Source organism: Collinsella sp. TF10-11AT, assembly GCF_003437565.1.
Lineage (GTDB): Bacteria > Actinomycetota > Coriobacteriia > Coriobacteriales > Coriobacteriaceae > Collinsella.
On the sequence record NZ_QSQW01000001.1, the window covers coordinates 175235 to 199744 of the forward strand.

At 60.0% G+C, this 24510-nt stretch carries 19 protein-coding genes; 7 read left to right on the plus strand and 12 right to left on the minus strand.

Going from position 1 to position 24510, the window contains the following annotated elements; all coding sequences use genetic code 11:
• Positions 1-6: 6 nt before the first annotated feature.
• Complete coding sequence (gene kdpA, locus DXC99_RS00805) at positions 7-1830, minus strand: potassium-transporting ATPase subunit KdpA (RefSeq protein ID WP_117628962.1); 1824 nt, start codon at positions 1828-1830, stop codon at positions 7-9.
• Between the two features lie 334 nt (positions 1831-2164).
• On the opposite strand from kdpA, the gene DXC99_RS00810 reads away from it, so the two are divergent.
• Both DXC99_RS00810 and DXC99_RS00815 read left to right on the plus strand, forming a co-directional pair.
• On the plus strand, positions 2165-4900 hold the full coding sequence (locus DXC99_RS00810) for a sensor histidine kinase KdpD (RefSeq protein WP_117583372.1): 2736 nt from the start codon (positions 2165-2167) through the stop codon (positions 4898-4900).
• Positions 4893-5597, plus strand: coding sequence for a response regulator (locus tag DXC99_RS00815; protein WP_117583373.1), 705 nt, complete (start codon positions 4893-4895; stop codon positions 5595-5597). The genes DXC99_RS00810 and DXC99_RS00815 overlap by 8 nt, the downstream gene beginning before the upstream one ends.
• Before the next feature lie 291 nt (positions 5598-5888).
• On the opposite strand, the gene DXC99_RS00820 is transcribed toward DXC99_RS00815, so the two are convergent.
• The 8 genes from DXC99_RS00820 to DXC99_RS00855 form a co-directional block, all read right to left on the minus strand.
• Entirely contained in the window at positions 5889-6089 is a 201-nt protein-coding gene (locus DXC99_RS00820; protein ID WP_035136858.1) for a hypothetical protein, read from the minus strand.
• A gap of 204 nt (positions 6090-6293) precedes the next feature.
• Positions 6294-8621, minus strand: a complete 2328-nt coding sequence (locus DXC99_RS00825) for a ferrous iron transporter B (protein ID WP_117628963.1) — start codon at positions 8619-8621, stop codon at positions 6294-6296.
• A gap of 123 nt (positions 8622-8744) precedes the next feature.
• Positions 8745-8966 carry a FeoA family protein gene (locus tag DXC99_RS00830; protein WP_006234774.1) on the minus strand — a complete coding sequence of 74 codons (222 nt, stop codon included), beginning with the start codon at positions 8964-8966 and terminating at the stop codon, positions 8745-8747.
• A gap of 39 nt (positions 8967-9005) precedes the next feature.
• Positions 9006-9248 (minus strand): FeoA family protein, encoded by a 243-nt coding sequence (locus DXC99_RS00835; protein ID WP_022094360.1) that lies wholly within the window; start codon positions 9246-9248, stop codon positions 9006-9008.
• Between the two features lie 188 nt (positions 9249-9436).
• Positions 9437-9685 carry an HPr family phosphocarrier protein gene (locus DXC99_RS00840; RefSeq protein WP_022094361.1) on the minus strand — a complete coding sequence of 83 codons (249 nt, stop codon included), beginning with the start codon at positions 9683-9685 and terminating at the stop codon, positions 9437-9439.
• A 421-nt stretch (positions 9686-10106) separates the two neighbouring features.
• Positions 10107-11570 carry an amino acid permease gene (locus DXC99_RS00845; RefSeq protein WP_117583376.1) on the minus strand — a complete coding sequence of 488 codons (1464 nt, stop codon included), beginning with the start codon at positions 11568-11570 and terminating at the stop codon, positions 10107-10109.
• A 153-nt stretch (positions 11571-11723) separates the two neighbouring features.
• On the minus strand, positions 11724-12179 hold the full coding sequence (locus DXC99_RS00850) for a hypothetical protein (protein WP_117563669.1): 456 nt from the start codon (positions 12177-12179) through the stop codon (positions 11724-11726).
• 3 nt (positions 12180-12182) lie between these two features.
• Complete coding sequence (locus DXC99_RS00855; protein ID WP_117583377.1) at positions 12183-15191, minus strand: glycoside hydrolase family 2 TIM barrel-domain containing protein; 3009 nt, start codon at positions 15189-15191, stop codon at positions 12183-12185.
• A gap of 376 nt (positions 15192-15567) precedes the next feature.
• Here DXC99_RS00855 and DXC99_RS00860 point away from each other — a divergent pair, with 376 nt between their 5' ends.
• Positions 15568-16584, plus strand: a complete 1017-nt coding sequence (locus DXC99_RS00860) for a LacI family DNA-binding transcriptional regulator (protein ID WP_117583378.1) — start codon at positions 15568-15570, stop codon at positions 16582-16584.
• 305 nt (positions 16585-16889) lie between these two features.
• Here the strand turns inward: DXC99_RS00860 and aspS are convergent, their stop codons facing one another.
• Positions 16890-18677 carry an aspartate--tRNA ligase gene (gene aspS, locus DXC99_RS00865; protein WP_117628964.1) on the minus strand — a complete coding sequence of 596 codons (1788 nt, stop codon included), beginning with the start codon at positions 18675-18677 and terminating at the stop codon, positions 16890-16892.
• A 256-nt stretch (positions 18678-18933) separates the two neighbouring features.
• Here aspS and serB point away from each other — a divergent pair, with 256 nt between their 5' ends.
• From serB to DXC99_RS00885, 4 genes are all read left to right on the plus strand, one after another.
• The gene (serB, locus tag DXC99_RS00870) at positions 18934-19569 is read left to right on the plus strand and encodes a phosphoserine phosphatase SerB (protein ID WP_117583380.1); all 636 of its coding nucleotides are present in this window, start codon (positions 18934-18936) and stop codon (positions 19567-19569) included.
• Positions 19570-19683: 114 nt separating this feature from the next.
• Positions 19684-20466: a nickel pincer cofactor biosynthesis protein LarB gene (larB, locus tag DXC99_RS00875; RefSeq protein ID WP_117583381.1), complete on the plus strand. Its 783-nt coding sequence runs from the start codon at positions 19684-19686 to the stop codon at positions 20464-20466.
• 10 nt (positions 20467-20476) lie between these two features.
• On the plus strand, positions 20477-21397 hold the full coding sequence (locus tag DXC99_RS00880) for a LarC family nickel insertion protein (protein WP_117583382.1): 921 nt from the start codon (positions 20477-20479) through the stop codon (positions 21395-21397).
• Positions 21398-21399: 2 nt separating this feature from the next.
• A complete protein-coding gene (locus DXC99_RS00885) occupies positions 21400-21939 on the plus strand; it encodes a TetR/AcrR family transcriptional regulator (protein ID WP_117628965.1) in 540 nt (179 codons plus the stop codon).
• Positions 21940-22262: 323 nt separating this feature from the next.
• On the opposite strand, the gene larD is transcribed toward DXC99_RS00885, so the two are convergent.
• The gene (larD, locus tag DXC99_RS00890; protein ID WP_117583384.1) at positions 22263-22994 is read right to left on the minus strand and encodes a D/L-lactic acid transporter LarD; all 732 of its coding nucleotides are present in this window, start codon (positions 22992-22994) and stop codon (positions 22263-22265) included.
• 49 nt (positions 22995-23043) lie between these two features.
• Positions 23044-24321, minus strand: a complete 1278-nt coding sequence (gene larA / locus DXC99_RS00895) for a nickel-dependent lactate racemase (RefSeq protein WP_117583385.1) — start codon at positions 24319-24321, stop codon at positions 23044-23046.
• Between the last annotated feature and the right edge of the window lie 189 nt (positions 24322-24510).

The window sequence follows — 24510 nt, forward strand, 5'->3', positions numbered from 1 at the left end:
CCTCCTTTACGCAATCATCTGGAAGAACTCGGCAACGGGGCCAAGCGCCAGGGCCGGGAAGAAGCTCAGGGCACCGATCAGCAGAACGATGAACACGAGCAGGAATACGAACATGCCGTTGGTGGTAGACAGGGTACCGGCGCTCTCGGCGACCTTACCCTTCTTGGCCAGCGAGCCGGCGATAGCCAGCGTACCGATGATGGGCATGAAGCGGGCGAACAGCATCTCGAGGCCGAGCATGACGTTGATCCAGGGAATGTTGCAGTTCATACCTGCAAACGCCGAGCCGTTGTTGCCGCCGCATGAGGTGAAGGCATACAGCACCTCGGAGAAGCCGTGCGCGCCACCATTGTTGAGCTGGTCGGCAAGACCGGGCACCATGCAGGCGATGGCCGAGCACACCAGAATGGCAAACGGAGTTGCCAGGCACAGGACAACTGCCCAGCGCATCTCGCCCGGCTCGATCTTCTTGCCCAGGAACTCGGGCGTGCGGCCGACCATAAGGCCGGCGATGAACACTGTGAGGATGGCGAAGCCGATCATGCCGTACAGGCCGCAGCCCACGCCGCCGAAGACAACCTCGCCCAGAGCCATCTGGAGCATCTGGACAAAACCGCCCAGCGGGGTGTAGGAGTCGTGCATGGAGTTAACCGAGCCGTTGGAAGCGGCGGTGGTGTAAGCCGACCACGTGGAGGAGGTGACGATACCGAAGCGGCTCTCCTTGCCCTCCATGTTGCCGCCGGCTTGGCCGTCGGTCATCTCGATATTGACCGCTCCGCCATCGGCCAGCTGCGGGGTGCCCGCATGCTCGTTGACGGCGATGATGCCGGTGAAGATCACCAGCAGGATGAACATGGCGGCAAAGATGGCCTTGCCCTGCTTGGTGTTCTTGACGCCGATACCGAAGGTGAAGCAGCAGGCAGCCGGGATCAGCAGCAGGCTGGTCATCTCGATGATGTTGGTGAAGGCACTGGGGTTCTCATACGGATGGGCGGAGTTCACGCCGAAGAAGCCGCCGCCGTTGGTTCCGGACTGCTTGATGGCGACCTGAGGAGCCGCAGGACCCTGGGGCAGGAACTGCTCGGTGACCACGCGCGCGCCCTCGACAACCTTGCCGTCGACCTTGACCGTGTCGCCCTCGATCTGGGCGCCGTCGAGGACGCTCCAGCCGCCGTCTGCATTAGGCTGGACGGCGACGGGCTCTACGAGCTCAGCCTTCTGAGCCGGCTGGAAGTTGGAGATGACGCCACCGGCAGCCAGGCAGATGCCGAACACGAGGTTCAGCGGGATGAGCACATACAGGACGGTGCGGGTGAGGTCGACCCAGAAGGAACCCAAGCTCTGCTCCTTGACCTGACGGAAGCCACGAATCAGCGCGAACATGACCGCGATACCGGTGCCAGCGGAAACGAAGTTCTGCACGGTGAGACCCATGAACTGCACAAGGTAGGACAGGGTGGTCTCGCCGGAGTAGGACTGCCAGTTGGTGTTGGTTATGAAGGAAGCAGCCGTATTGAACGACAGGTCCCATGGCACACCCGGCAGGTGCTGGGGATTGCCTGGCAAGAAGGACTGAAGCGCTTGAAGTGCCACAAGGACCACGAGGCCGATCCCCGAAAAGACCAGCACGCTCGCCAGGTAGCGCCTACACCCCATCTGCTCTGCCGCGTCGATGCGAAGCAGACGATAGACGCCACGCTCCACAGGAGCAATCACAGGCGACAGGAACGTATGCTCACCATCCATGATATGGGCCATGAACCGACCGAGCGGAACGGCCAGGACGACGAGCACGGCAAAGTACAAGATGTACTGAATCGCAGCGTCCATAGTTTACGAATCACTCCTCATCAGAATGTAGATGTAATAGATAAGGAGTCCAATGCAGACGACTCCGATGATGGGAATGAGGATGTTCATTTACCGCCCCTTTCACGCGCGGTCCGATGTCTCGGACGCCTGCTCTCGCAAGCGCCTGGGGACAGTAAACGCTTCTAGAGATTAAAGAGGCGTGAGGGCCGGGGCTCACGACCTTAAGATGCCGTAAAGATGCAGGTAGAAAGCACTATTGCGGCTGCAGTGCGCCTATACTCGACCTCGCGAGCATACAGTGGCGTCCTCACCGCGTATGCACGCATGGGCAACGTTTCAGAAAGGCTACGCTATGCAGCGCGACGCATCGGACACTCGCGTCAATCCAGACCTCATCCTCAAGGCAATTGAGAAAGACGAGGCCGCCGATGACGCTCGAACCAGCCGGGGACACCTCAAGATTTTCTTTGGCTACGCTGCTGGTGCAGGCAAAACCTATGCGATGCTTCAAGCCGCCCACGCCGCCAAGCGGCGAGGTGTCGACGTCGTCGCGGGATACATCGAGCCGCACGAACGTCCGGCAACTGCCCATCTTGCACAAGGGCTTGAGAACGTGCCCTGTAAACTCGCTGAGCACAACGGCATTGCGCTCAGCGAGTTCGATCTAGATGCGGCTATCGAACGCGCCCCTCAGCTCATCCTTGTCGACGAGCTCGCCCATACGAATGCGCCGGGGTCTCGCCACGACAAACGTTATCAAGACGTCGAGGAACTTCTACATGCAGGCATCGACGTCTATACGACTGTGAACGTTCAGCATATCGAGAGCCTAAACGACATGGTTGCATCCATCACCGGCGTTGTCGTGAGCGAACGAATCCCCGACCGCATCTTCGATGATGCCGACCAGGTCGAGCTCGTTGACATAGAGCCCGAAGACCTACTTGAGCGCCTTCGCGCCGGCCTCGTCTACCGTCCCGCACAAGCCGAGCGAGCGCAACAGCATTTTTTTACCGTCGAGAACCTCACCGCACTCCGAGAAATCGCGCTGCGCCGCTGCGCCGATCGCACCGGCCACCTCACAGACGCCGCACGCGTGCTGGGAAACCGTGACTACTACACCAGGGAGCGTATCTTAGTCTGTGTCTCCCCGGCGCCGACCAATCCCCGCATCGTCCGTGCCGCCGCACGCATGGCGAAAGCGTTTCGCAGCGAGCTCGTCGCCCTGTTCGTAGAGAGCCCGCGCACGCAAGCCATGAGCGATGATGAGCGCGCCAAGCTTGCAGACAATATCGCCCTAGCCGAGCAGCTCGGAGCACATATGGAAACCGTCTATGGCGACGACGTCGCGTTTCAGATCTCCGAGTTCGCACGCCTGTCGGGTATTTCGAAGATCGTCATGGGGCGCACGGGCGAGCACAGCAGCGTCCGTCAGGCCCTCTTTGGCCGCAAATCTCTCGTAGAACAGCTCATAACATTCGCCCCGAACCTCGACATTTACATCATTCCAGACCAGTCGACTCCGCCCTCCCGACCCAAAGGACGCCGCCATGCGCTCGCCCTGCAGCCGCCCAGCAGCCGAAACGTGCTTCGCACGCTGGCCCTCTCTCTTGTCGCCACAGCGATCGGCACGGCTTTCCGCCATCTGGGATTTGCCGATTCCAGCATCATATCCCTCTATATCCTCACGGCCCTGCTGACCGCCGTCACCACGACGGGGCGTATCTGCACGATCGTATCGAGCGTGCTCTCTGTAGTGCTTTACAACTTCTGCTTCGTAACGCCTCTGTTTTCGCTCGCCAGCTACGACCGAAGCTATCTGGTCACGTTCGGCATCATGTTCGCTACCGCTATGGTCGCCGGCGAGTTAACTGCGCGCATCGCCGACAACGCCCGTACCTCCGCCGAGAACGCATTCAAAACGCGCGTACTCCTCGAAACGAACCAGCTCTTGCAGCAAGCCCATAGCGCGGAGGAGTGTGCCCGCGTCGCCATGAACCAACTCATCAAACTGCTAAAACTCGACGTGGTCTTCTACACCGCCGAACACGGCACGCTCGGCAAGACGCTCTATGAGTCCGCTGGCACCGAAAACCGATCCGCGTCGCTGCTCACCGACTACGAGCGCGCTGTTGCAACCTGGACCTACACCAACAACAAACGCGCGGGCGCAAGCACGCGGACCCTGCCCGAGGCGCGCTGCCTCTACCTCGCGGTTCGCACCGGCGACAAGGTATTCGGTGTCATCGGCATCGACCTGGAGGGGCGCGAGATCGAAGCCTTCGAGCATTCGATCGTCCTATCTATCGTAGGCGAATGCGCCTTGGCGCTCGAAAGCGACCGGGCGGCGCAAGAGCGCGAAGAGGCTGCGGTCTTGGCGAAAAACGAGCAGCTGCGCGCCAACCTTTTGCGCTCCATCGGCCACGATTTGAGGACACCACTCACGGCTATATCCGGATCTGCGGCAATCCTTCGGAAGAGCGACGAGAAGCTCAGCCTCGAACAACGCTGCGATCTTGCCGATGCCATCTACGACGACTCCCTCTGGCTTATCGATACCGTGGAGAACCTCCTCGCCATCACACGCGTCGAGGATGGCACCATTTGCCTCAACTTCACATCCGAGCTCATCGACGAGGTCATCGAGGCCGCCCTCAGCCATGTCGCCCAAGCATCGCATGGACGTACCGTCACCATCGAGCACACTGACGACATCCTGCTGGTACGCATCGACGTCCATCTCATCATGCAGGTGCTTACGAATCTCATCATGAACGCCTTCAAATACACGCCCGAGGACTCGACTGTCACCATCAGCGCACGTCGCGAGGGTGCGTTCGTCGTGGTGGACGTCGCAGACGATGGGCCGGGTGTGGCAGACTGCGACAAGCCTCATATCTTTGAGCGCTTCTTCACCTCACGCAATACGCGGCCCGTGGATTCGCGTCGAAGCATCGGCCTTGGGCTGTCGCTCTGCCGCTCCATCGTGGAGGCGCATGGCGGCGTCATCGAAGCTCGCGACAACCACCCCCATGGGGCCGTCTTCCGTTTTACCCTGCCCGCCGAGGAGATCGAGATTCATGAATAATGCCGCTAAGCCACGCATCCTCCTGGTCGAAGATGACCTGACCGTTCAAAACCTCGTTTCGACCGCGCTTGACCTCCACGGCTATGTCGTGAGCAAGGTTTGCAACGGCCAGGCCGCCATCATGGATGCGGTGTCGCACGGCCCCAGCCTCATCATGCTCGACCTCGGCCTTCCCGACATTGACGGTATCGAGGTCATCACGAAGATCCGAAGCTGGTCGGCAGTCCCCATTATCGTCATTTCGGCGCGCACCGAAGATTCCGACAAGATTGCAGCACTTGACGCAGGGGCAGACGACTACCTCACCAAGCCCTTTTCTGTGGATGAGTTGCTCGCGCGCGTCCGTGCGAATTTGAGGCGCTCCTCGATGGCGTCAAGCGAATCGACAGAAGCGAGCACGTTCGACAACGGTCCGCTGCATATCGACTACGCCGCGGGATACGCGACGAAAGACGGACGCGAGCTCTCGCTCACCCCAACCGAGTACAAATTGCTCGTCCTTCTGGCGAAAAACGTCGACAAGGTGCTCACCCACACCTTCATCACCCGCGAGATATGGGGCACGAGCTGGGACAGCGATCTGGCGAGCCTGCGCGTGTTCATGCGCACCCTGCGCAAGAAGATCGAGGCAGACCCCTCTCACCCCAAGATGATTCAGACGCACATGGGTGTCGGGTACCGCATGCAGCGTCTCTAGCCCACCCCACAAAAAAGTTGCGGTGGAATACGGAGTAGATAAGGCCTTTGACGGCCAAAACAGTCTGTATTTCACCGCAACTGATGGGCGGGATGGAGTTAGAGGCCCAGGTAGTTGGTCATGCCTTCGACGGCGAGATTGGCGCTCGCTACGGCATGGACCACGGTGAGCGGGCCGTTGACCACATAGTTAGCGATACCCAAAAATACTCTTCAACTCGCCACACTCTCCCCCAAATGTGCAAAGCGCCCCGCGAACGGATGCTCGCGAGGCGCTTGGGTGCCTGGACCTTTATTTGATACCGCGGCCCAAGTCTTCGGCGATTTTGTCTACGCCCTTAAGTGCGGCGCAGGTCTTTTTGTTGGAGCAATGCCCCGTACAAACGCCACCCTGGGCGCAGTCGGCGCAGGTGCCCTTTCGGTAGATACGCACGCACACGGCGACAAACGCAATGCCGATAACAGCCAACACAACAATATCGATAGGTGCCATAGTAAGCCTCCTCTAGTTAACCACCACTTACTTTACCCCATCTTCCACCTGCCAAAAAGGGACAGGTTTGTTTTGGTCGGTTTTATCTGCGGAAACGCCACATCTTACTTCTGGAGCAAAGCAATCTGTCCCCCATTGCACCAAAAAGCCCGAGTGTCGCTGGGACACCCGGGCTCATGGAAAGGGGCTAATCCTTATTCGGACTTAAGCGGAAACTGCGGCGGAAGCAGTGTTGGTCTCGTCCTCGTCGGTCCAAGCATGTTTAGGCATGGGACGGAAGATCTGGAAGAGCATCGCAACCAGCAGCACGATGGCCACAACCGTCCAGATACCAAACTGTCCAAGAACGAACAGGTTGTAGAACTGGTTGATGAACAGACCAATGACCCAAGCAAAGGCGCACTCGTAACCGATCGCGATGGCGGTCCACTTGCCGGAATCCATCTGGTTGCGGATAGTGCCCATGGCGGCAAAGCACGGAGCGCACAGCAGGTTGAACGCACCAAAGGCAACGCAAGCGCCCATAGTCGGGAACATGCCGGCGAACGCGGTCCACAGGCTCGGGTCGGTCTCGCCGGCGTCGGCGACGGACAGCAGCGAACCGGCGGTGGCGACGACGTTCTCCTTAGCGACAAGGCCCGAGACGGTCAGCGCAGTTGCCTGCCAGGTGCTAAAGCCGAGCGGGGCGAAGATCCAGGCGACCAGGTTGCCCAGCATGGCAAGCACGGAGTAGTCCATGAACTCCTCGGGGATGCCCTCCATAGCAGGCAGGAAGCCAAACGTGCCGTTGTAGCTACCAAAGTTGGACAGGAACCAAACAACGACGGTGGACGCGAAGATGACCGTGCCGGCCTTCTTGATAAAGGCCCAGCAGCGCTCCCACACGTGCAGCGCCCAAGAGCGGATCGCCGGGAAGTGGTAGGCGGGAAGCTCCATAACGAACGGCGTCGGGCGGCCGGCGAAGAGCTTGGTCTTCTTGAGCATGAGGCCCGAAGCGATGACGGCAAAGACGCCCAGGAAGTAGAAGAGCGGGCTGATCCACGCGGCGGTGGTGGAAGAATCGCCGATGATGGAACCCATGAGCAGGGCGATGATCGGCAGCTTAGCGCCACAGGGAATAAACGTGGTGGTCATGACCGTCATGCGGCGGTCCTTCTCGTTCTCGATGGTCTTGGTGGCCATGACGCCGGGGACGCCGCAGCCCGAGGATACGAGCATGGGGATGAACGACTTACCGGACAGGCCAAAGCGACGGAACACGCGGTCCATGATGAAGGCGACGCGGGCCATATAGCCGCAGTCCTCCAGGAAGGACAGCATGACGAACAGCAGGAACATCTGCGGGACAAAGCCGAAGATGGCGCCCAGGCCGCCGACGATGCCGTCGCAGACCAGCGAATCGACCAGGCCACCGTCCTCGGTGCCGCCCGCCACAAGGGCGTCGTGGACCATGGTGGTAATACCAGGAACATAGGGGCCGTACTGTGCCGGGTCGACCGAGTCGGCATTGTCGCCCGCAGCCTCGACGGCCGCGTCGTAGGCGTCGCGGCCCTGACCGAGCACGTACCAACCGTCGGTACCGAAGAGCTGGTCGTTGGTGAAGTCGGTCACCGTGCCGCCCAAGGTAGAAACGGCGATGTAGTACACGCAGAACATGATGACCACAAAGATCGGCAGGCCCAGGATACGGTTGGTAACCACGCGGTCGATCTTCTCGGAGGTGCTCATCTTTGCCGGAGCCTTGGTGAGGCACTCGTCAATGATGTGGGCAATCACGCCGTAACGCTCGCCGGTGATGATGGACTCGGCGTCATCGTCGCAGTCCTGCTCGCACTGAGCGACCAGACCTTCGACGCGAGCGGCCTTCTCCTTGGTGAGGTTGATGAGCTTGCAGGCGTCCGCATCGCGCTCGAACAGCTTGACAGCGTAGTAGCGGCGCTTGTTGGCGGGAACGCTCGCCGGCAGATTGTTCTCGATGTGGTCCAGAACGTCCTCGATGGAGGAATCGAACTTGTGCTCCGGCACCTGGCCCTTGGAAGCAGCGGACTTCTTGACCTGCTCGAACAGCTCCTTGATGCCCTTGTTCTTAAGGGCCGAGATCATCATGACCGGACAACCGAGCTTCTTGGAGAGCTTGTCCGTGTCGATCTTATCGCCGTTCTTCTCGACCAGGTCGGCCATGTTGAGGGCAACGACCACGGGCAGGCCGGTCTCGATAACCTGAAGCGCCAGGTACAGGTTACGCTCGAGGTTGGTGGCGTCGACCACCTGGACGACGACATCGGGCTCGCCGCTCATGAGGTAATCGCGCGAGCACTGCTCCTCAGGGCTGTAGGGGGAAAGCGAGTAGATGCCAGGGAGGTCCGTGATGGTAACGTTCTTGTCGCTTAGGAGCTTGGCCTCCTTTTTCTCAACCGTGACGCCGGGCCAGTTGCCAACGTAGCCGTTGGCGCCGGTGATCAGGTTGAAAAGCGTGGTCTTGCCGCAGTTGGGGTTACCCGCCAGCGCGACATGGATCTGAGAATCCGCCATTCAATCCTTCTTCCTTGTGTGCCTGCGCTGCTTTCTCCGCGCAGGCTGGATAATGTGCTTCAAAGATGCTGCATTAAGTTAGAAAAACCTAACTTTATCTGCAGATATATGCGCCGCGAGCCCTTACTGGACCTCGACGACGGCAGCCTCCTCCTTGCGGATGGAAAGCTCGTAGCCGCGCACGTTGATCTCGACCGGATCACCGAGCGGTGCAACCTTCACGACCTTGAACGAAGTGCCCTTGATGAGCCCCAGGTCCATAAGGTGACGGCGAAGCGCACCCTCACCGTGAAGCTTGACGATGGTAGAGCTCTCGCCCACCTTAACGTCACCCAACGTCTTCATCCTCTTGTCCCCCTTTCAGTTTTTATGAAATGCTGCGGACTAACCGACGGTCATGATGTGCATGGCAACCTTGGAATCGATGCCAAAGCGTGCGCCCAGCACCGTGACGATGATATTGGCGCCACTCGAGCTCACCACGTGGATTTCGTTGCCCTCGACAAAGCCGAGGTCCTTGAGGTGGTGCTTCATGTCCTCATTGCCCTTTACACGAGACACGCGCACGGTTTCGCCCGCTTTTACCATCGAAAGCGGCATGGCCGGCATCTGCGGTCCGCAAGACATGAGTGGCTCCTAACGTCAGTTCGTCCTCAACATCGACGCGATAAAAGTTAACCACGTCTATGTTCGCTTTAGTAAACTAGCACGTGGTTAACTTTTTGGAAAGGGTCCCTATTCAGATTTCGAAAAAGTTTCCTATATGAAACAAAAAGGCGCGGCAAAGAGCTGTCCTTTGCCGCGCCCTGTCATGCTTAGAGCGAGAGGTTTCTGATCGACGTAACGCAGGAAGCCTCGTCTACGCCCGAAACGCGAAAGATGATGTCCTCGCCGCACTCGCCGTAGAGAGCCATGAGGCCCATGACATCGCGACCGTCGGTATGGCGGTCGCCGATGCTGACCGACACGTCGCTACGGTGCTTGGCAATGATGTCATAGAGCAGCGCAACCGGGCGGGCGTGTAGTCCCAACGGATCTTTAATCGTCTTTGTAAACTCGACCATGTCCCCTCCCACGACATCACACATTCGGCCGGCAAACCCAGCCACGTGGTAGTTATTGTAGCGTTAGATGCTTATCGAGGGCCCCTCCGGATACCCCGTGGTCAAAAAGTGGCAAATATGAGTACTGTCACAAATTTAGTAGCAGCAAAATCGAGAGCAAATTGCCTAGCTTGAGCGATTCGAAGAGGTTGAAAGCCGTCAAACGCCCTTTAAAGGGAGTTAGATAAATCGATTTTGAGCCCATTTTCGCTCAGAGCAGGCCGAAAAATATGGCACTTCTTTTGCAACAGTACTCATATTTGGCATTTTTTGACCACGGGGGCCAAAACCATGCCCCAAAACACAAAAGGAGGGGCCTCGTAAGGCCCCTCCTTAGGAAAGGGAATCGATTTATTCCACAGCCGTAGATTAATCCTAGCCGCTACTCCATCATATCGAGGACGGAAGGGCGAAGCTCGTTCTCGGCGGCCTCGGGATCGGTCTCGCGCAGGCGGTTGATGTAGCGGTTGTACCACATCACGGCAAGGCCCAAGAAGACAACCACGCCGCCAACGTTGTAGACCAGCGTCAGCCACAGCGGCTGATCGAGCGGAATGGTGCCGCAGATAAGCACGAAGCAGAAGACCACAAGCAGGAATGCGGCAACGACCAGGCCAAAGCGGCGCGAACCCATGCGGAAGCCACGGGGAGCGGCGTCAAAGTTCTTGCGCAGCATAAAGTAGGCAAGCAAAATCAGCAGCGGTGGGAGCAGAGCGGTGGCAGCAGTCATGTTGGTAACGATCATGAGCAGGTCGTCGAGGTTACCGGAGCCCAGGGCCGGAATGATCAGGATGGGGACGACGATGGCGAACTGCAGCCAAGCAGCGCGGGCAGGAATGCCATGCTCGTTGAGCTCGACGATCTTGCTACCAAAGACGCCCTTGGGGATCTCGGTGAAGAAAACCTTGATGGGAGCAGAGGTCCACATCATGAGGGAGCCCAGCGTGGCGGCGAGAAGGATCAAGCCGATGGCGCGCGTAGACACTTCCATGGGAATGCCAAAGTGGGCAAAGACAGCGCCGAATACGTCGAAGATACCGGTGGAGATGGCAACGCCGCCCTCGGGGATGAACAGGTTAACCAGCAGCGAAGCGCCTGCATACAGAAGGCCGATGGTCAGGCCGGCGATAACGACGGTGCGCACGAAGGCCTTGACGCCACCCTTAAGGTCGTTAAGGAACACGCCGACAGACTCAGCGCCGCCAACGCCCTGGATGATCCAGGCAAGCGTACCGAAGAAGCCCCACGCAGTTGCGAAGTTGCTCATGTCGGGAGCCATGTTAGCGGGAGTAGGAGCCGTAGCGAACTCAACGCCGCCAAAGGCAGCAGCCAGGGACAGCAGGATGAACACGGCGGTCAGGCCGAGAGCCGCGGTCGAACCGAAGGAGGAAATGGAGCCGATCCACTTAGCGCCCTTGGTCGAAACCCACGTGGCGATAGCAAAGACGACGATCTCGATAATGGTGATCCACAGCTGCGAAAGCTCGGCGTTGGCACCAAAGAACACGTAGCTCGCGTAGATGATGACGTTGGGCAGGACGGACGCAAAGAAGAACAGGTTAACGAACCAGTAGCTAAATGCCGTCAGGAACGCCCAGCGACCACCCATCGAGGTCTTAACCCATGCGTACACGCCAGACTCGGAGTCCTTGTTGAGGCCGACGAACTCGGCGGTAACCAGGGTATAGGGGACAAAGTACAAAAGCGTGGCGAAGAAGAACGACGGCGCAGCTGCCAAGCCGATGGCCGCGTTGTTGTTGATGATGTTCTTGATACCGAACACGGCGGCGACCGTCATGCCCAGCAGAGCGAACGAACCAATCGTTCCTCGTTTTTCAGAGCTCATAAGCCCTCCCAATCATCTGTTAAATGTCATCTAAAACCGTCCGAGCTGCAAGTGCAAACACGGACGGCGCACCTGCTAAGGGGAATGGGGAAAAGGGAGTCAACAAAGCCATCCCCCTTAACGGCGCGAAGCAAACGTCCAGGCGGACGAATACTACTTGTTGGGGAAGGAATAACCTTCGACTGTCACGTGCAGCACCACGACGCGGGGATCCGCGGCATCGGCCACGACACGGTAGGCCTCGTCAATTTCGACGACGGCAACGCCGCCGGTGGGAATCGTCACGGTCTCCCCCGTACCCTCAAAGCGCTCGCGATCATCGATATCGCTGTAGGCGCGCGTACAGGTAAGATCGGCCTTGGAAGCCACCTCAACGGTCAGATTGCCGTCGAGCGGGGCGAGCACGGCATGGTAGCGACGGTGACCGACCAGATCGGCAGTAGCCGCCTCGTGGGCGTTCACCCACCAATACACCAGCGAGTCGCCGATAGAGTACGCCACATCGTGCTGCAGTTCAGAAACGCCGTCGAGTGCCTGACCGGTACGCATCCACTTCTTGACGGACTTCATCTGGGCGTCGAAATCGGCACGCGAGTTAAAGATATGCATGACTTATGCCTCCTTAATGGGTGCCAGCGCCTGAGCCAGATCGGCAGACGTCAGCGGTCGCAGGGACACCTCAAAGCTGAAGCTCTCAAAACGGGTGCGATAGGAATCGAGCACCTCGGAACCCCAAGAGTTCGAGCCAAGGCCGAGCAGCTGGTCGTTGATGTTGACCGTAACCGTGTCGCCCGGGACAAGATCGTAGACATGCTTGGCATTATCGATAGCCTCGCAGCTATAGGGCCATGCGGAGAACGAGAACGGATTGGAAGCGGCGTCGCTCGGACGCGTCACGACCAGACCGTCACCGTGGCTGGAGCGCAGGGCGACCCAGCGGGTACCCTCGCGGTTGGCGCAGTCCTGGGGCATAACGTAGGGCGTGAACATGTCGTCGACCGTAGTGCGGTAATGACCGACCGGGTTGGCGCGCAGCGAGTCCGGATAGTTCTCGCCCGGGCCGTGGCCATACCACTCGACGGCACGATCACAACCGGGGACCTCGAAGGAGATGCCGATGCGCGGGATAATGTCCGAATAGTCGCCGTAGGGCTCGCCGGAAACCTTGAGGTCGACGCGGCCACTCGGAAGCACGGTATAGACGAGCTCGACGCGCATGCCGAACGCGCGGACGGGAGGAGCGATACGCTGGCTCACGGTAACGACAACCGCATTGTCGTCCTGCTTCCAAGAAACATTGCGGGTAGACGTCTGCATCACATCGATGAAGTTATCCTTCCACAGGGAGTCGTACTCCTGGGCGTGGTTATCGACGAGCGGATGCCAAAAACCAACCTGGGGACCGGAGGTCATGACGTCGCGACCGGATGCCTTCCACTCGCTCACGGTACCGTTGACCTTGCTGAAGGTCAGCTCGCCGTTGAGGGAGCGAATACGAATCTCCTGCTCGGTCTCCTCGACCGTAAGCTCAGGACGAGTGGGGGCGGCAATTGCCGGCGCCGGATGGTTTGCGATGGCAAACTGGCTTGCACCCAGTTGGAACATCGGCTCGCACCAGGCGTGAGCCGCCATGGTGTAGGCGTGCACGGTCAGCAGGGTCTCGCCCACTGCGGCCTCGCGAATCACCAGCGGAAGCTGGACGGACTCGCCGGGGGCAACCGCACCGGGCATGAGCGTCTTGCGGCAGACCACGTCGCCGTCCACCAGGGTCTCCGCCGACAGGCAGACATCCTCGAGGGTGGTAAACCAACGCTTGTTGGTGACGGTCAGCTCGCCCGCCTCGGCATCGTAGGCCATGCGAACCGGGCAGATGACCTGGCCGTACTCGGTAAGGCCCGGGCTCGGCTGCTGCCAGGGGAACACCATGCCGTCGATGCAGAAGTTGCTGTTGTTGGGGTAATCGCCGTTGTCGCCGCCATACATGTCGTAGGCAACGCCGTCCTCGGTCACAGCAGCCAAACCGTGGTCGCACCATTCCCAAATAAACTGGCCTTGGATGCAATCCCAGCGATCGAAGACCTCCTGGTACTCGGACAGGCCTCCGGGACCATTACCCATGGAGTGGCCGTACTCGCAGTTGATGCGCGGCTTGGGGAACGGATGCTCGCCAAAGTCGTTCATCTGCGACACGCGGGAGTACATGGTGGAAATGACGTCGACGGTATCGGCGTTGCGATCCTCCTCGTAGTGGACCGGACGACCGTCGAGCTCGTGAGCTTTGGCGTACATCGCGCGGATGTTGCAGCCATAGCCGCTCTCGTTGCCCATCGACCACATGATGATGCACGCGTGGTTGCGTTCCTGCATCACCAGGCGCTCAACACGGTCAACGTAAGCCGGCTCCCAGGCAGGGTCGTCGGTGACCAGGGCGATATTGCCGATATTCTCGAAGCCGTGGCTCTCCATATCGGTCTCGGCGACCAGCATGATGCCGTACTCGTCGCACAGCTCGTAGAAGCGCGGATCGTTGGCGTAGTGGGACGTGCGCACCGCGTTGATGTTGTGCTGCTTCATGAGCTCCAGGTCGCGGCGCATGCGCTCGAGACCCACGGCGCGGCCCTTGTGATCGTCGTGGTCGTGGCGGTTGACGCCATGCATCTTAAAGTAGGTGCCGTTGAGGTAGATATGATTGCCCTCGACCGTCACCTCGGCAAGGCCTTGGCGATGCGGAACGTACTCGCTGACCTCGTCGCCGTCGTAGACCTCAAGCGTAAGGTCATAGAGGAAGGGGTCCTCGGGGTTCCAGAAGTGGGCATCGGCAACGCTGCACTCGGCATGGCCGTCGACGCACTCGCCCGTAGCGACCACATTCTGGCCATCGCTGAGCGTATACACGACGCGACTTGCGCCCTCGGCAACCGTATCGAGCGTGATCAGAGCGGCATCGCCCTCGCGGTGCGTGCGGAACCTAAAGTCGACCAGATGCGCGGCGGGACGCTGCATGAGGTACACATCGCGGAAGATGCCCGATGCCCACCACATGTCCTGGTCCTCGATGTAGCTACCATCGCTGTACTGCAGAACCTTGACCGCAAACAGGTTGTCGCCCTCGACGAGCGCGTCGGTCACGTCAAACTCGGCGGACAGGCGCGAACCCTTGGTCATGCCGATAAACTTGCCGTTGACATACAGCTCGCCGTAGCTCTCGATACCGTCGAAGCGAATAATCTCGCGAGCGCCGGCAGGCACGGCGGGAAGTTTGACGATGCGCTGGTAGACGCCCGTAGGGTCGTCGGAGGGAACGAACGGCTGATCCACCGGGAACGGAAAACCCTCGTCGGTGTAGGCAAGGTTGCCATAGCCGTCTACCTGCCACAGGTGCGGAACCTCCACGTGATCCCACTCGGGCTTGTACGTGCAAAGTGCTTCGTTGGAGACGGCCGCGGGGCCCTCAAAAAGGCGGAACTGCCACGAGCCGGACAGCTGGACAAATCCGCGCGACAGCTCGCGGCTGTACGTAGCGGCGAGATCGGCGGCCTCATAACCCATAAAGTACGCATGGGGTGCCAGGCGGTTCCTGTGGGTGAGCGCTTGGTTTTCCCAATCGTTAATGGCGTCCATGGTGATGCTCCTTCGTCATCGTAGTGCTTCTTTGTGCAACCGGTTGTCCTTATCTTACGGGCGGTACAAAAATCTGTGCAACCGGTTGTCCGCCGAACGGTCGATTTTGTCGGATTAACGGTGCAACCGGTTGTACAACCACGACACTTATGTCACCCTGAGTATCGAAACTCAGCGCAAAACAGCATTCCCAGGCGGCTGACAACGGCCGCGCCCATCTATGCCCCACCCGTGCAAGCCATGTTCAACAGCAGCTTGAACGTGAAATGCCACCAGTGGCCGGATATCATGAACGCTGTTCAGGCGCACTATAGTAAGCTGTATCCGCACCAGCCCGTATCAATGACAACATCGACCGCATTTTCCAGGAGACGCCATGACCCAACCAGTTCGCACCGCACCTACGCTTGCCGAGGTTGCCGCAGCTGCCGGCGTGTCGCGCTCCACGGCATCGCGCGCCCTCAACGATTCGCCCCGCATTAGCGAGGAAACCAAAAAGCGCGTCCGCGCAGCGGCCAAGGAAGTCAATTTTGTCCCCAACGCTCGTGGCCGAGCGCTCGCTGTCGGACGCACGGAAATCATCGCCGTGCTCGTGACCGAGCCCCTGAGTGAACTCTTCAGCGACCCCACCTATAGCGAGTTTTTGAGCGGCATTACCGAAGAACTGTCGGAGTCATCCTATCTGCCCGTTATCTTGCAGGCGTCTTCTACGCATGAGCGCAACCGCGCACGCGAGCACTTTGAGCGCCGCTCGTTCGACGCCGTAATCAACGTCTCCCCCTACAAGGGCAGCGAACTGCTCGAGGTACTGCGCGAGCTGGGCGTGCCCACCGTGTTGTGCGGCCAGCTCGAGGGTCACCCCTATCGCGATGTGTTCTCGACGGTCTACTCTGACGACGAAGAGGGCGGACGCTTTGCGGCACTCGCCATGAAGGAGCGCGGGCGCAAAGATATCGTCGCCGTGTTGGGACCGCAAGACAACCCCGCTGTTGTCGACCGCCTGCGCGGCTACCGCGCCGTCTTGGGCGAAGACCTCCCAGACGCAAACGTTATCTATACCGGCTGGAACAGCGGAGACGGCTATCAGGCCATGCACCAGATCCTCGCGCGCGAGATTGCTTTCGATGGCGTGCTCTGCGGATCGGACCGTATCGCGGCTGGCGTCATCACCGCACTCAACGAGGCAGGCCTATCCGTTCCGGCGGACGTTTCTGTCGTCGGCTTCGACGATCACGAGATTGCGGCGCGCTGCGTCCCCGCACTCACGACCGTCCGCCAGCCCCTGCGCGAAGAAGGCCACATGGCCGCCAACATTGCGCTCGACATGATCAAGGGCGCCGAGCCCACCACCTCCGTGATGCACATGCAGCTCGTTCAGAGAGACTCGCTGTAGGAAACTGGGCCGGGCTTTTCGCCAGACAGTTGTTGCGGAAAGCCTGCCCCGTTTTGAGCGCTCATTCTGGGGCACAGTTTCCGTTAGACCGCTCAAGCGGAAACTGTGCCCCATTATTTTGCCGAATTCTGGGTCGCGCTTTCCCAGAGGACCCCCTTTGGGAAAGCGCGACCCGTTCTGGACGCAGATTCCGGGACGCACTTTCCGCAACGCCCGGTCATCCCATGCCCTCACAATCTCGACGTATAAAAAACGAGGGAAGGCACACGTCCTTCCCTCGTTACAGGCAATAGGTAGCCGCTTGCCTACATCAAGCGCAGGCTGACGTCCTTGAGCTGGGCGCCGGAAACGGCACTCGGGGCGCCCGACATGAGGTCGGAGCCGCTGGCCGTCTTGGGGAACGCCATGACGTCGCGGATGGAGTCGGAGCCGGTGAGCAGCATGCACACGCGGTCCAGGCCCAGGGCGAAGCCGCCCATCGGGGGCGCACCAAACTTGAGAGCCTCCATGAGGAAGCCGAACTGCGACTCGGCGCGCTCCTCGGTAAAGCCCAGGAGCTTGAGCATGGACATCTGCATCTCGGCGTTGTGGATACGCATACCGCCGCCGCCGGCCTCAAAGCCGTCCATGACAAAGTCGTAGGTGCAAGAACCGGCTGCCAACGGATCGGCCTCGATCATGGCGATGTCGGTCTCGGTCGGCAGGGTGAAGGGCTGGTGCTCGGCAGCGTAGGCCTTGCGGTCCTCGTCCCAGTGGAACAGCGGGAAGTTGACGACCCACAGGAAGTCGTGGCCCTCGCGCTTGATCTCGAGCGCATTGGCCATGTGGGAACGCATGCCGCCCAGGATCTCGTCGGAGAGCAGGCGCGGGCCGGCGGCGAACATCACAAGGTCGCCGGGCTCGACGTCCATGCGCTCGCGCAGAGCAGCCATCTCCTCGTCCGAGAAGAACTTGACGATGGGGCTGTTGATGGAGCCGTCCTCGCGGAAGGCGATCCAGGCCAGGCCCTTGGCGCCAAACGTGGAGGCCACGCCGGCAAGCTTATCGATCTTGGCGCGAGCCCAGGCACCGGCGCCCTTGGCGTTGATGGCCTTGACGACAGAGCCCTCCTCGTTCGCGGCAGTCGCAAAGACCTTGAACTTGGAGTTGGCGAAGATGTCGGTCAGGTCGACCAAGTGCATGCCATAGCGGGTATCGGGCTTGTCGGAGCCATAGGTGTCCATGGCCTCCCAGTAGTTCATGCGACGCAGCGGCGTGGGCATCTCGACACCCATGCGGCCGAAGGCATCGGCAAGAACCTCTTCGAGCGCGCTCATAACGTCGTTCTGGTCCACGAAGGACATCTCGATATCGACCTGGGTGAACTCGGGCTGACGGTCGGCACGCAAGTCCTCGTCGCGGAAGCACTTGGCAACCTGATAGTAGCGCTCGACGCCACCGACCATAAGCAGCTGCTTCAGGAGCTGCGGGGACTGCGGCAGGGCGTAGAAGTTGCCCGGCTGGATGCGGCTGGGGACGATGAAGTCGCGGGCGCCCTCGGGCGTGGACTTGAACAGGGAGGGCGTCTCGACCTCCATGAACTCACGGTTGTGCAGCGCCTCGCGAATGGCAAAGGTAAAGTCGGAGCGCAGCTTGAGGTTGGCCATCATCTCGGGACGACGAAGGTCCAGATAGCGATAGCGCAGGCGGGTGTCCTCGCTGGTCTCGATGCCGTCCTCGATCTGGAACGGCGGGGTGACGGACGTGTTGAGCACCTCGGCGTGGTCGGTCAGGACCTCGATCTCGCCAGTCGCGAGCTTGGTGTTGGTGGTCTCCTCGCCACGGGCGCGCACGACGCCGTGAATCTTGATGGGCCACTCGGGACGCATGGTCTCGGCGATCTTAAAGGCGTCGCCGTCGGAGTGCTCGGGGTCGAAGGTGAGCTGCGTGATGCCCTCACGGTCGCGAAGGTCGCAGAAGATAAGGCCGCCGTGGTCGCGGCGACGGCTCACCCAACCGGTGAGGGTGACCTCTTCGCCCACGTTCTCGAAGCGAAGCTCGCCGCAGGTACGGGTGTGCATGGAATGCTCATCGATGGGACGGGTCTGGCTCATACCAGTGATCCTCCTTTATGGATCTGTGCCGCCCCGTGTCGTTCCGGGCGGCGTCGTACAGATTTGCCCAGCCTGCGTAAACCGCGCAGCCAGACATGGCGTTCTATCTTATCGCACTCGCGTCGATGTGCCGCGAAAAAGTGGCTCCTGCCCAAAGACTTGACGGAGACGAAACAATTGACGCGCCGTGACACCCGCCCGCGCTCGTCACGTGCGACAATGTGCCCCAATACAACTGCACTTGGAAAGGCCCGCCATGACTGCACGCCTCATCGTTATGGATATCGACTCCACGCTCATCAACCAGGAGGTCATCGACCTGTTGGGCGAGGAAGCCGGCGTGGGCAAGCAAGTGGCGCAGATCACCGAGCGCGCCATGCGCGGCGAGCTTGACTTTAAGCAAGCGCTCGAGGAGCGCGTGGGGCTGCTTGCCGGCTTGGACGAGAGCGTGTTCGAGCGCACCTTTGAGCGCGTGACGTTTACCCCCGGCGCGCTGGAGCTTGTGCGCTCGGCGCACAGCAAGGGCTGGAAGGTCGGCGTCGTAAGTGGCGGCTTCCACGAGGTTGCCGACAAGATCGTGGCCGCCGCGGGAATCGACTTTTGCCTGGCCAACCGTCTGGAGGTCGTAGGCGGCAAGCTCACCGGTAAGTTGGCTGCCGACATTGTGACCAAGGAGTCCAAGCTCATCCAGCTGCTGGACTGGGCAGTTGAGTGCGGCGTCGACATGGCCCACACCGTCGCGATCGGCGACGGTGCCAACGACATCCCCATGATTCAGGCCGCGGGCACGGGCATCGCGTTTTGTGCCAAGCCCAAGACGCGCGAGGCCGCCCCGTTTGCCATCGACGAGCGCAATCTGATGCTCGCCATGGACATCATCCTGCGTGACTAGTCGATCCGTCTAACAATTGAATCAGTCTGTCCTATAGTTTCCGAACAATTTTGTCTTAATGTTCGGAAACATACCCTTTGAGTGCTAGACTTTGCGCCGTCGAAGGGAACATATATGGATAAGCGAGATCTTGAGCAGTTACTGAGCGATGTTGCCGGCGGGGCAGTCACCCCGGCCGTCGCCCTCACGCGCATCCAGACGGCTCCGACCGCCGATTTGGGCTTTGCGCAGCTCGATCTTTCGCGCGGGGTGCGCCAGGGAGCCGGCGAGGTTGTCTACGGTGCCGGTAAAACCGCCGATCAGATTGCCGCCATTATCAAAGCGCTGCGCGATGCCGGCCAGGAGCGCATCCTGGTCACGCGCCTGGACGCCAAAAAGGCCGCCCGCACCTCGGAGCTTCTCGGCAACGGCATCGACCTGGGATATGTCCCGGACGCGCAGCTCGCCCTCGTGGGCGGCAAGCCCTCCCCTACCGGCAACGGACGCATCGTTGTCGCCTGCGCCGGCACGAGCGACCTGCCCGTCGCCGAGGAAGCCGCGTTGACGGCCGAGTTCTATGGCAACGAAGTCGATCGCCTTTACGACGTGGGCGTCGCCGGGCTGCACCGCCTGCTTGCGCATGCCGAGGAACTTGCCCAGGCGCAGGTGGTCATCGCCATCGCCGGCATGGAAGGCGCCCTGGCGAGCGTCATCGGCGGCCTGGTGAGTTGCCCGGTCATCGCCGTTCCCACCAGCGTGGGCTACGGCGCGAACTTTGGTGGCGTGGCCGCGCTGCTCGCCATGCTCAACTCCTGCGCCAGCGGCGTCTCGGTCGTCAATATCGACAACGGCTTTGGTGCCGCCTACCAGGCAAGTCTTATCAATCATCTGAGCGCCGGCACGCCCTGCGCCCGCTAAGGAGCATCCCATGTCCAACCATCAGCACACGCTTATCATCGACGGCACCTCGGGCATCAGCGGCGATATGACCGTTGCGGCCCTGCTCGACCTGGATGCCAGTGAGGAGCAGCTGCGCGAACAGCTCGCCACGCTGCCGGTCGATGGCTTTTCGATCGCCGTCACGCGCGTAAACAAGCACGGCATCGACGCCTGCGACTTTGACGTTCAGCTGGCAGAGGAGCTCGAGAACCACGACCACGATATGGCCTGGCTCTACGGCAACGAAGCAGCTGTCGAGCATATGCATGAGCATGAGCACCACCATCATCATGACCATGACGAGCATGAGCACGAGCACACACACGACCATGACCATGAGATCCACGGCCATGGCCACGAGGGGCATCATCACGCCCACCACCATCACCACCGGTCTTTGGCGGACGTCACCGCCATTATCGATGGCTCGCAGCTAAGCGATGGCGCCAAGCGTCGCGCCCTCGCCATCTTTACCGCACTCGCCGCTGCCGAGGCCAAGGCTCACGGCAAAACGCCCGAGACCGTCATGTTCCACGAGGTGGGCGCCATCGACTCCATCGTCGACGTCTGCTCTGTCGCCATCTGCCTCGATGACCTGGGCATTGAGGACATCGTGGTCGAGTCGCTCTCCGAGGGCCACGGAACCATCCGCTGTGCACACGGCCTCATGCCCATTCCCGTCCCCGCTGTCGTCAACCTGTGCCAGGCGGGCAATATCGCTCTCACGCCTGCACCGGTCGCTGGCGAGCTCGTAACGCCCACAGGCGCCGCCATCGTCACCGCCCTGCGTACGTCCGACCAACTGCCCTCACGCTACCGCATCGAAGCTGTCGGCTACGGCGCCGGCAAACGCCCCTACGAGGGTTGCTCCGGCACGCTCCGCTGCCTGCTCGTTCACGCGGACGCATAGCCATGGATGCCCGCAAGGCAAAAAGCCGCGCCGCCATCGTTGCGGCGTTCTCCGAGCTCCTGCGCGAGGAAGATTACGGCAAGATCACCGTCGGCGACATCATCGCTCGCGCTCACGTAGGCCGCGCGACATTCTACGGTCTCTTTAAGAGCAAAGACGACCTACTGTCCGAACTCGTGAGCGACATCTGCACCCACGCTCTTGACGACGATGGCACACCGCTCGACGACCCACTCGTGCAGGTCGAGCATATCCTCAACAATCTCTGGGAACGCCGCCAGGGCGTTCGAGCCCTCGTAGCCGGCGCCGGCTCACGCGTCTTCGCCGACTGTCTCCGCAAGACCATCATGTCGCGCGCAGCCGAAACCGTCCCCGTCGACCCCGCAGGCCCCGCCGGCACCATGGACCGCAGTTTCCTACTACACCACATAGCCTCAAGCTTCGTAGGAATGGTCCAATGGTGGGCCTGGCACAACTTCCAAGCAGACAAAGCCGACGTAGCCAAAGACTACCTATCAGCCATACAGCCCCTCTTCACCTAAGTTAGCCTCTCATTCCAAAGTCTCGCCCCCATCTCAGGGCACTAAAAAGCAAAGTGCCCATCCCATCCCCAAGTCACGCTTTCTTGTAAGGGCACCCAAAAACAAAGCGCCCCTCACATCCAAATTCAGATATATATGTTGGGTTGCTTGTTCGAACACAGCCAAGAATGCCCAGGGCTCGGCAAGGGTTTACTTTCCAACGCATTCCGCAGGACGCAAAAAGGCTCGCCGCACAAAGTGCGCAGCGAGCCTTTTTGCATGTCCGAGGACGCGTTGGAAAGTAAACCCTTGCCGAGCCCGAACCTTATAGAGCCGTCCTTCGACTAGAACATGCCCAAGAAACCGTGCACAAACAGCGCGGCGACAATAGCACCGACAAACGGCGCGATGCCAGGAACAAGCAGACCATACTTCCAGTTGTTGTCAGCCTTGTTCTTAATCGGCAGCACCTGATAAGCAAGGCGGGGACCAAGGTCACGTGCCTGGTTCATAGCGAAGCCGGTGATGCCGCCCATGCCCATGCCAACGGCCCAGACAATCAGGCCGACGCAGATGGCGAGCATCAAAACGTCCTCACCAGCACGGCTAGCAGCAGCAAGGATGGCGCTAATGAACACAAAGGTGCAGATTGCCTCGCAGAAGAAGTTGCGGGCATAGTTCGTACCCTCGGTGGTGGGGTTGGTCGAGAAGATGTTGCGCTGGGCAATGGGATCGACGACACCCTCGGAAGCCTTGAACTCATCGGCATACATAAACCAAGCGATCACGGCACCCACAAAGCCGCCGAGCATATCGGCAAGCATGAAGGGGATGCAGTTGCCCCACGGCACCAGACCGACGATGCACTGGGCAAGCACCATAGCGGGGTTCATGCACACGGCGCCGCCAAAGACAAACAGGCAGACCGAGATGCCAAAAGACCAGGTGGTGATGGCAAACATATGGCCGGAGCCCTGATACTTGGTGCCTTTGAGCACGGTATCGCAGTGCACGCCCACGCCAAAGACGATCATGAGGGCCGTCGCGCCGAATTCGCAGAGGAGTTTGGTAAGCATAAAACCTTATCTTTCTTGTCGGTTATAAACGATTCGTTTAAGCCGCGCACTAGTGCTGCGCGACGACAACACCCAGGCCATCGGGGATGACGGCGACCTTGGCGTCGGCACCCTTCATCTCAAAGGCGAGCTTGAGCGCCTCCTCGAGGGTGTTGACCGGCGTCATGTGCATATCCTTGAGCATCTGGTGATCGCACAGGTCGGTGACCATGATCACGGGGTGATGCGCCAGGATGCGGGCAAAGATCTGGCTCGTCCACTGATCGGGCAGGGTCTCGTCCTTAGGACGATCGATACAGGCGCGCTCAAACTCTGCCGGATCGTTGTCGGCGATGTTGTGATAGAAGCCCTCGCCGCCGTGACCGTCGGCACAACCGGCGACGTCGATGATCACGCCGCCCTCGGGAAGCGTGGCCTCGGCAGCGCACATGCCCTTCACAGCCTGATAGATGTTCTGATCGAGGGGGTAGCCGCCGTTAGTGGTAATGGCGATCTCGCACTCGACGGGCTCAACGCCGGCAAGGCTCTTCACGAACTCGCAGCCAGCCTCGTGCGCCTTGTGGATGTCGCCGGCAAAGGAGCCAATGACCTCGTGCTTGCCGTTGAGCACCACGTTGAGCACAAAGGCAAGGTGAGCCATCTCGGCGGCGGCAAACATGTCCTCGCTCACGTGGTTGTGGCACAGGTTGCCGGCACGCGAGTGGGAATCGTTCACAAACTGACCGTTGTGGTTGTACATGATGGTCTTGTAGCTGGCGATGCCAGGCAGGACGGACTTGCGGCTACCAGAGAAACCGGCAAAGAAGTGCGGCTCAATAAAGCCCTCGGCAAGCAGCAGATCGCAATCGGCCGCAATCTTGTTGATGATGCACTCGCCACCAGAAGGCAGGGTGCCGATCTTTTTCATCATGCTGTCGTCGGTCGCGACATGCATAACGATTTCCTCGTTGGCAACGATGTCCTCGCCATACTTATTGACGAGCTCCTCGTGCGTCGACGGACGGTGCATACCCGTAGCAACCAAAATACGCACACGGGCCTCGGGCGCAGCGGCATGAATGTGATGCAGCAGAATAGGCATCGTCACACGCGAAGGAACGGGACGCGTATGGTCAGAGCTGATAATTACGATATCCTTTTTGCCAGCACAAAGCTCCTCGAGCGAAGGCGAGCCATAAGGGTTGGCAAGCGACTCCTCTACCAGCTCTTCCTGCGATTTTGTAGTCTTAAACTCGTTTTGATGACCTTCCATCACACCCGCGAAGTTCTTGTCCTCGAGCTCCAGATGCAACGTCTTGTGGTCAAACGGTAGTTCACATTCAAACATTGACGAGCGCCCTCTTCCTTTCAACTGACACACTAGTCAAACCGTTGGAAGGATACGCCGCTCACCGAAAAACACCACCGTCCACCGACTCATTAACACAACGTTCATATTTGACCCATAACAAAACGGCCGTGGTCCCAATGAGGACCGCGGGCGCTACAGTCGCAAGGCGAGAAGCGCCAAACGCGC

What these genes read in the sequence shown, in the direction of transcription:
- serB (WP_117583380.1), top strand. Translation starts at nt 18,934, where the DNA reads ATGACTGCACGCCTCATCGTTATGGATATCGACTCCACGCTCATCAAC.
- larB (WP_117583381.1), top strand. Translation starts at nt 19,684, where the DNA reads ATGGATAAGCGAGATCTTGAGCAGTTACTGAGCGATGTTGCCGGCGGG.
- kdpA (WP_117628962.1), bottom strand. Translation starts at nt 1,830, where the DNA reads ATGGACGCTGCGATTCAGTACATCTTGTACTTTGCCGTGCTCGTCGTC.
- DXC99_RS00815 (WP_117583373.1), top strand. Translation starts at nt 4,893, where the DNA reads ATGAATAATGCCGCTAAGCCACGCATCCTCCTGGTCGAAGATGACCTG.
- larD (WP_117583384.1), bottom strand. Translation starts at nt 22,994, where the DNA reads ATGCTTACCAAACTCCTCTGCGAATTCGGCGCGACGGCCCTCATGATC.
- aspS (WP_117628964.1), bottom strand. Translation starts at nt 18,677, where the DNA reads ATGAGCCAGACCCGTCCCATCGATGAGCATTCCATGCACACCCGTACC.
- DXC99_RS00830 (WP_006234774.1), bottom strand. Translation starts at nt 8,966, where the DNA reads ATGAAGACGTTGGGTGACGTTAAGGTGGGCGAGAGCTCTACCATCGTC.
- DXC99_RS00850 (WP_117563669.1), bottom strand. Translation starts at nt 12,179, where the DNA reads ATGCATATCTTTAACTCGCGTGCCGATTTCGACGCCCAGATGAAGTCC.
- DXC99_RS00885 (WP_117628965.1), top strand. Translation starts at nt 21,400, where the DNA reads ATGGATGCCCGCAAGGCAAAAAGCCGCGCCGCCATCGTTGCGGCGTTC.
- DXC99_RS00825 (WP_117628963.1), bottom strand. Translation starts at nt 8,621, where the DNA reads ATGGCGGATTCTCAGATCCATGTCGCGCTGGCGGGTAACCCCAACTGC.
- DXC99_RS00845 (WP_117583376.1), bottom strand. Translation starts at nt 11,570, where the DNA reads ATGAGCTCTGAAAAACGAGGAACGATTGGTTCGTTCGCTCTGCTGGGC.
- DXC99_RS00880 (WP_117583382.1), top strand. Translation starts at nt 20,477, where the DNA reads ATGTCCAACCATCAGCACACGCTTATCATCGACGGCACCTCGGGCATC.
- DXC99_RS00835 (WP_022094360.1), bottom strand. Translation starts at nt 9,248, where the DNA reads ATGTCTTGCGGACCGCAGATGCCGGCCATGCCGCTTTCGATGGTAAAA.
- DXC99_RS00810 (WP_117583372.1), top strand. Translation starts at nt 2,165, where the DNA reads ATGCAGCGCGACGCATCGGACACTCGCGTCAATCCAGACCTCATCCTC.
- larA (WP_117583385.1), bottom strand. Translation starts at nt 24,321, where the DNA reads ATGTTTGAATGTGAACTACCGTTTGACCACAAGACGTTGCATCTGGAG.
- DXC99_RS00820 (WP_035136858.1), bottom strand. Translation starts at nt 6,089, where the DNA reads ATGGCACCTATCGATATTGTTGTGTTGGCTGTTATCGGCATTGCGTTT.
- DXC99_RS00860 (WP_117583378.1), top strand. Translation starts at nt 15,568, where the DNA reads ATGACCCAACCAGTTCGCACCGCACCTACGCTTGCCGAGGTTGCCGCA.
- DXC99_RS00855 (WP_117583377.1), bottom strand. Translation starts at nt 15,191, where the DNA reads ATGGACGCCATTAACGATTGGGAAAACCAAGCGCTCACCCACAGGAAC.
- DXC99_RS00840 (WP_022094361.1), bottom strand. Translation starts at nt 9,685, where the DNA reads ATGGTCGAGTTTACAAAGACGATTAAAGATCCGTTGGGACTACACGCC.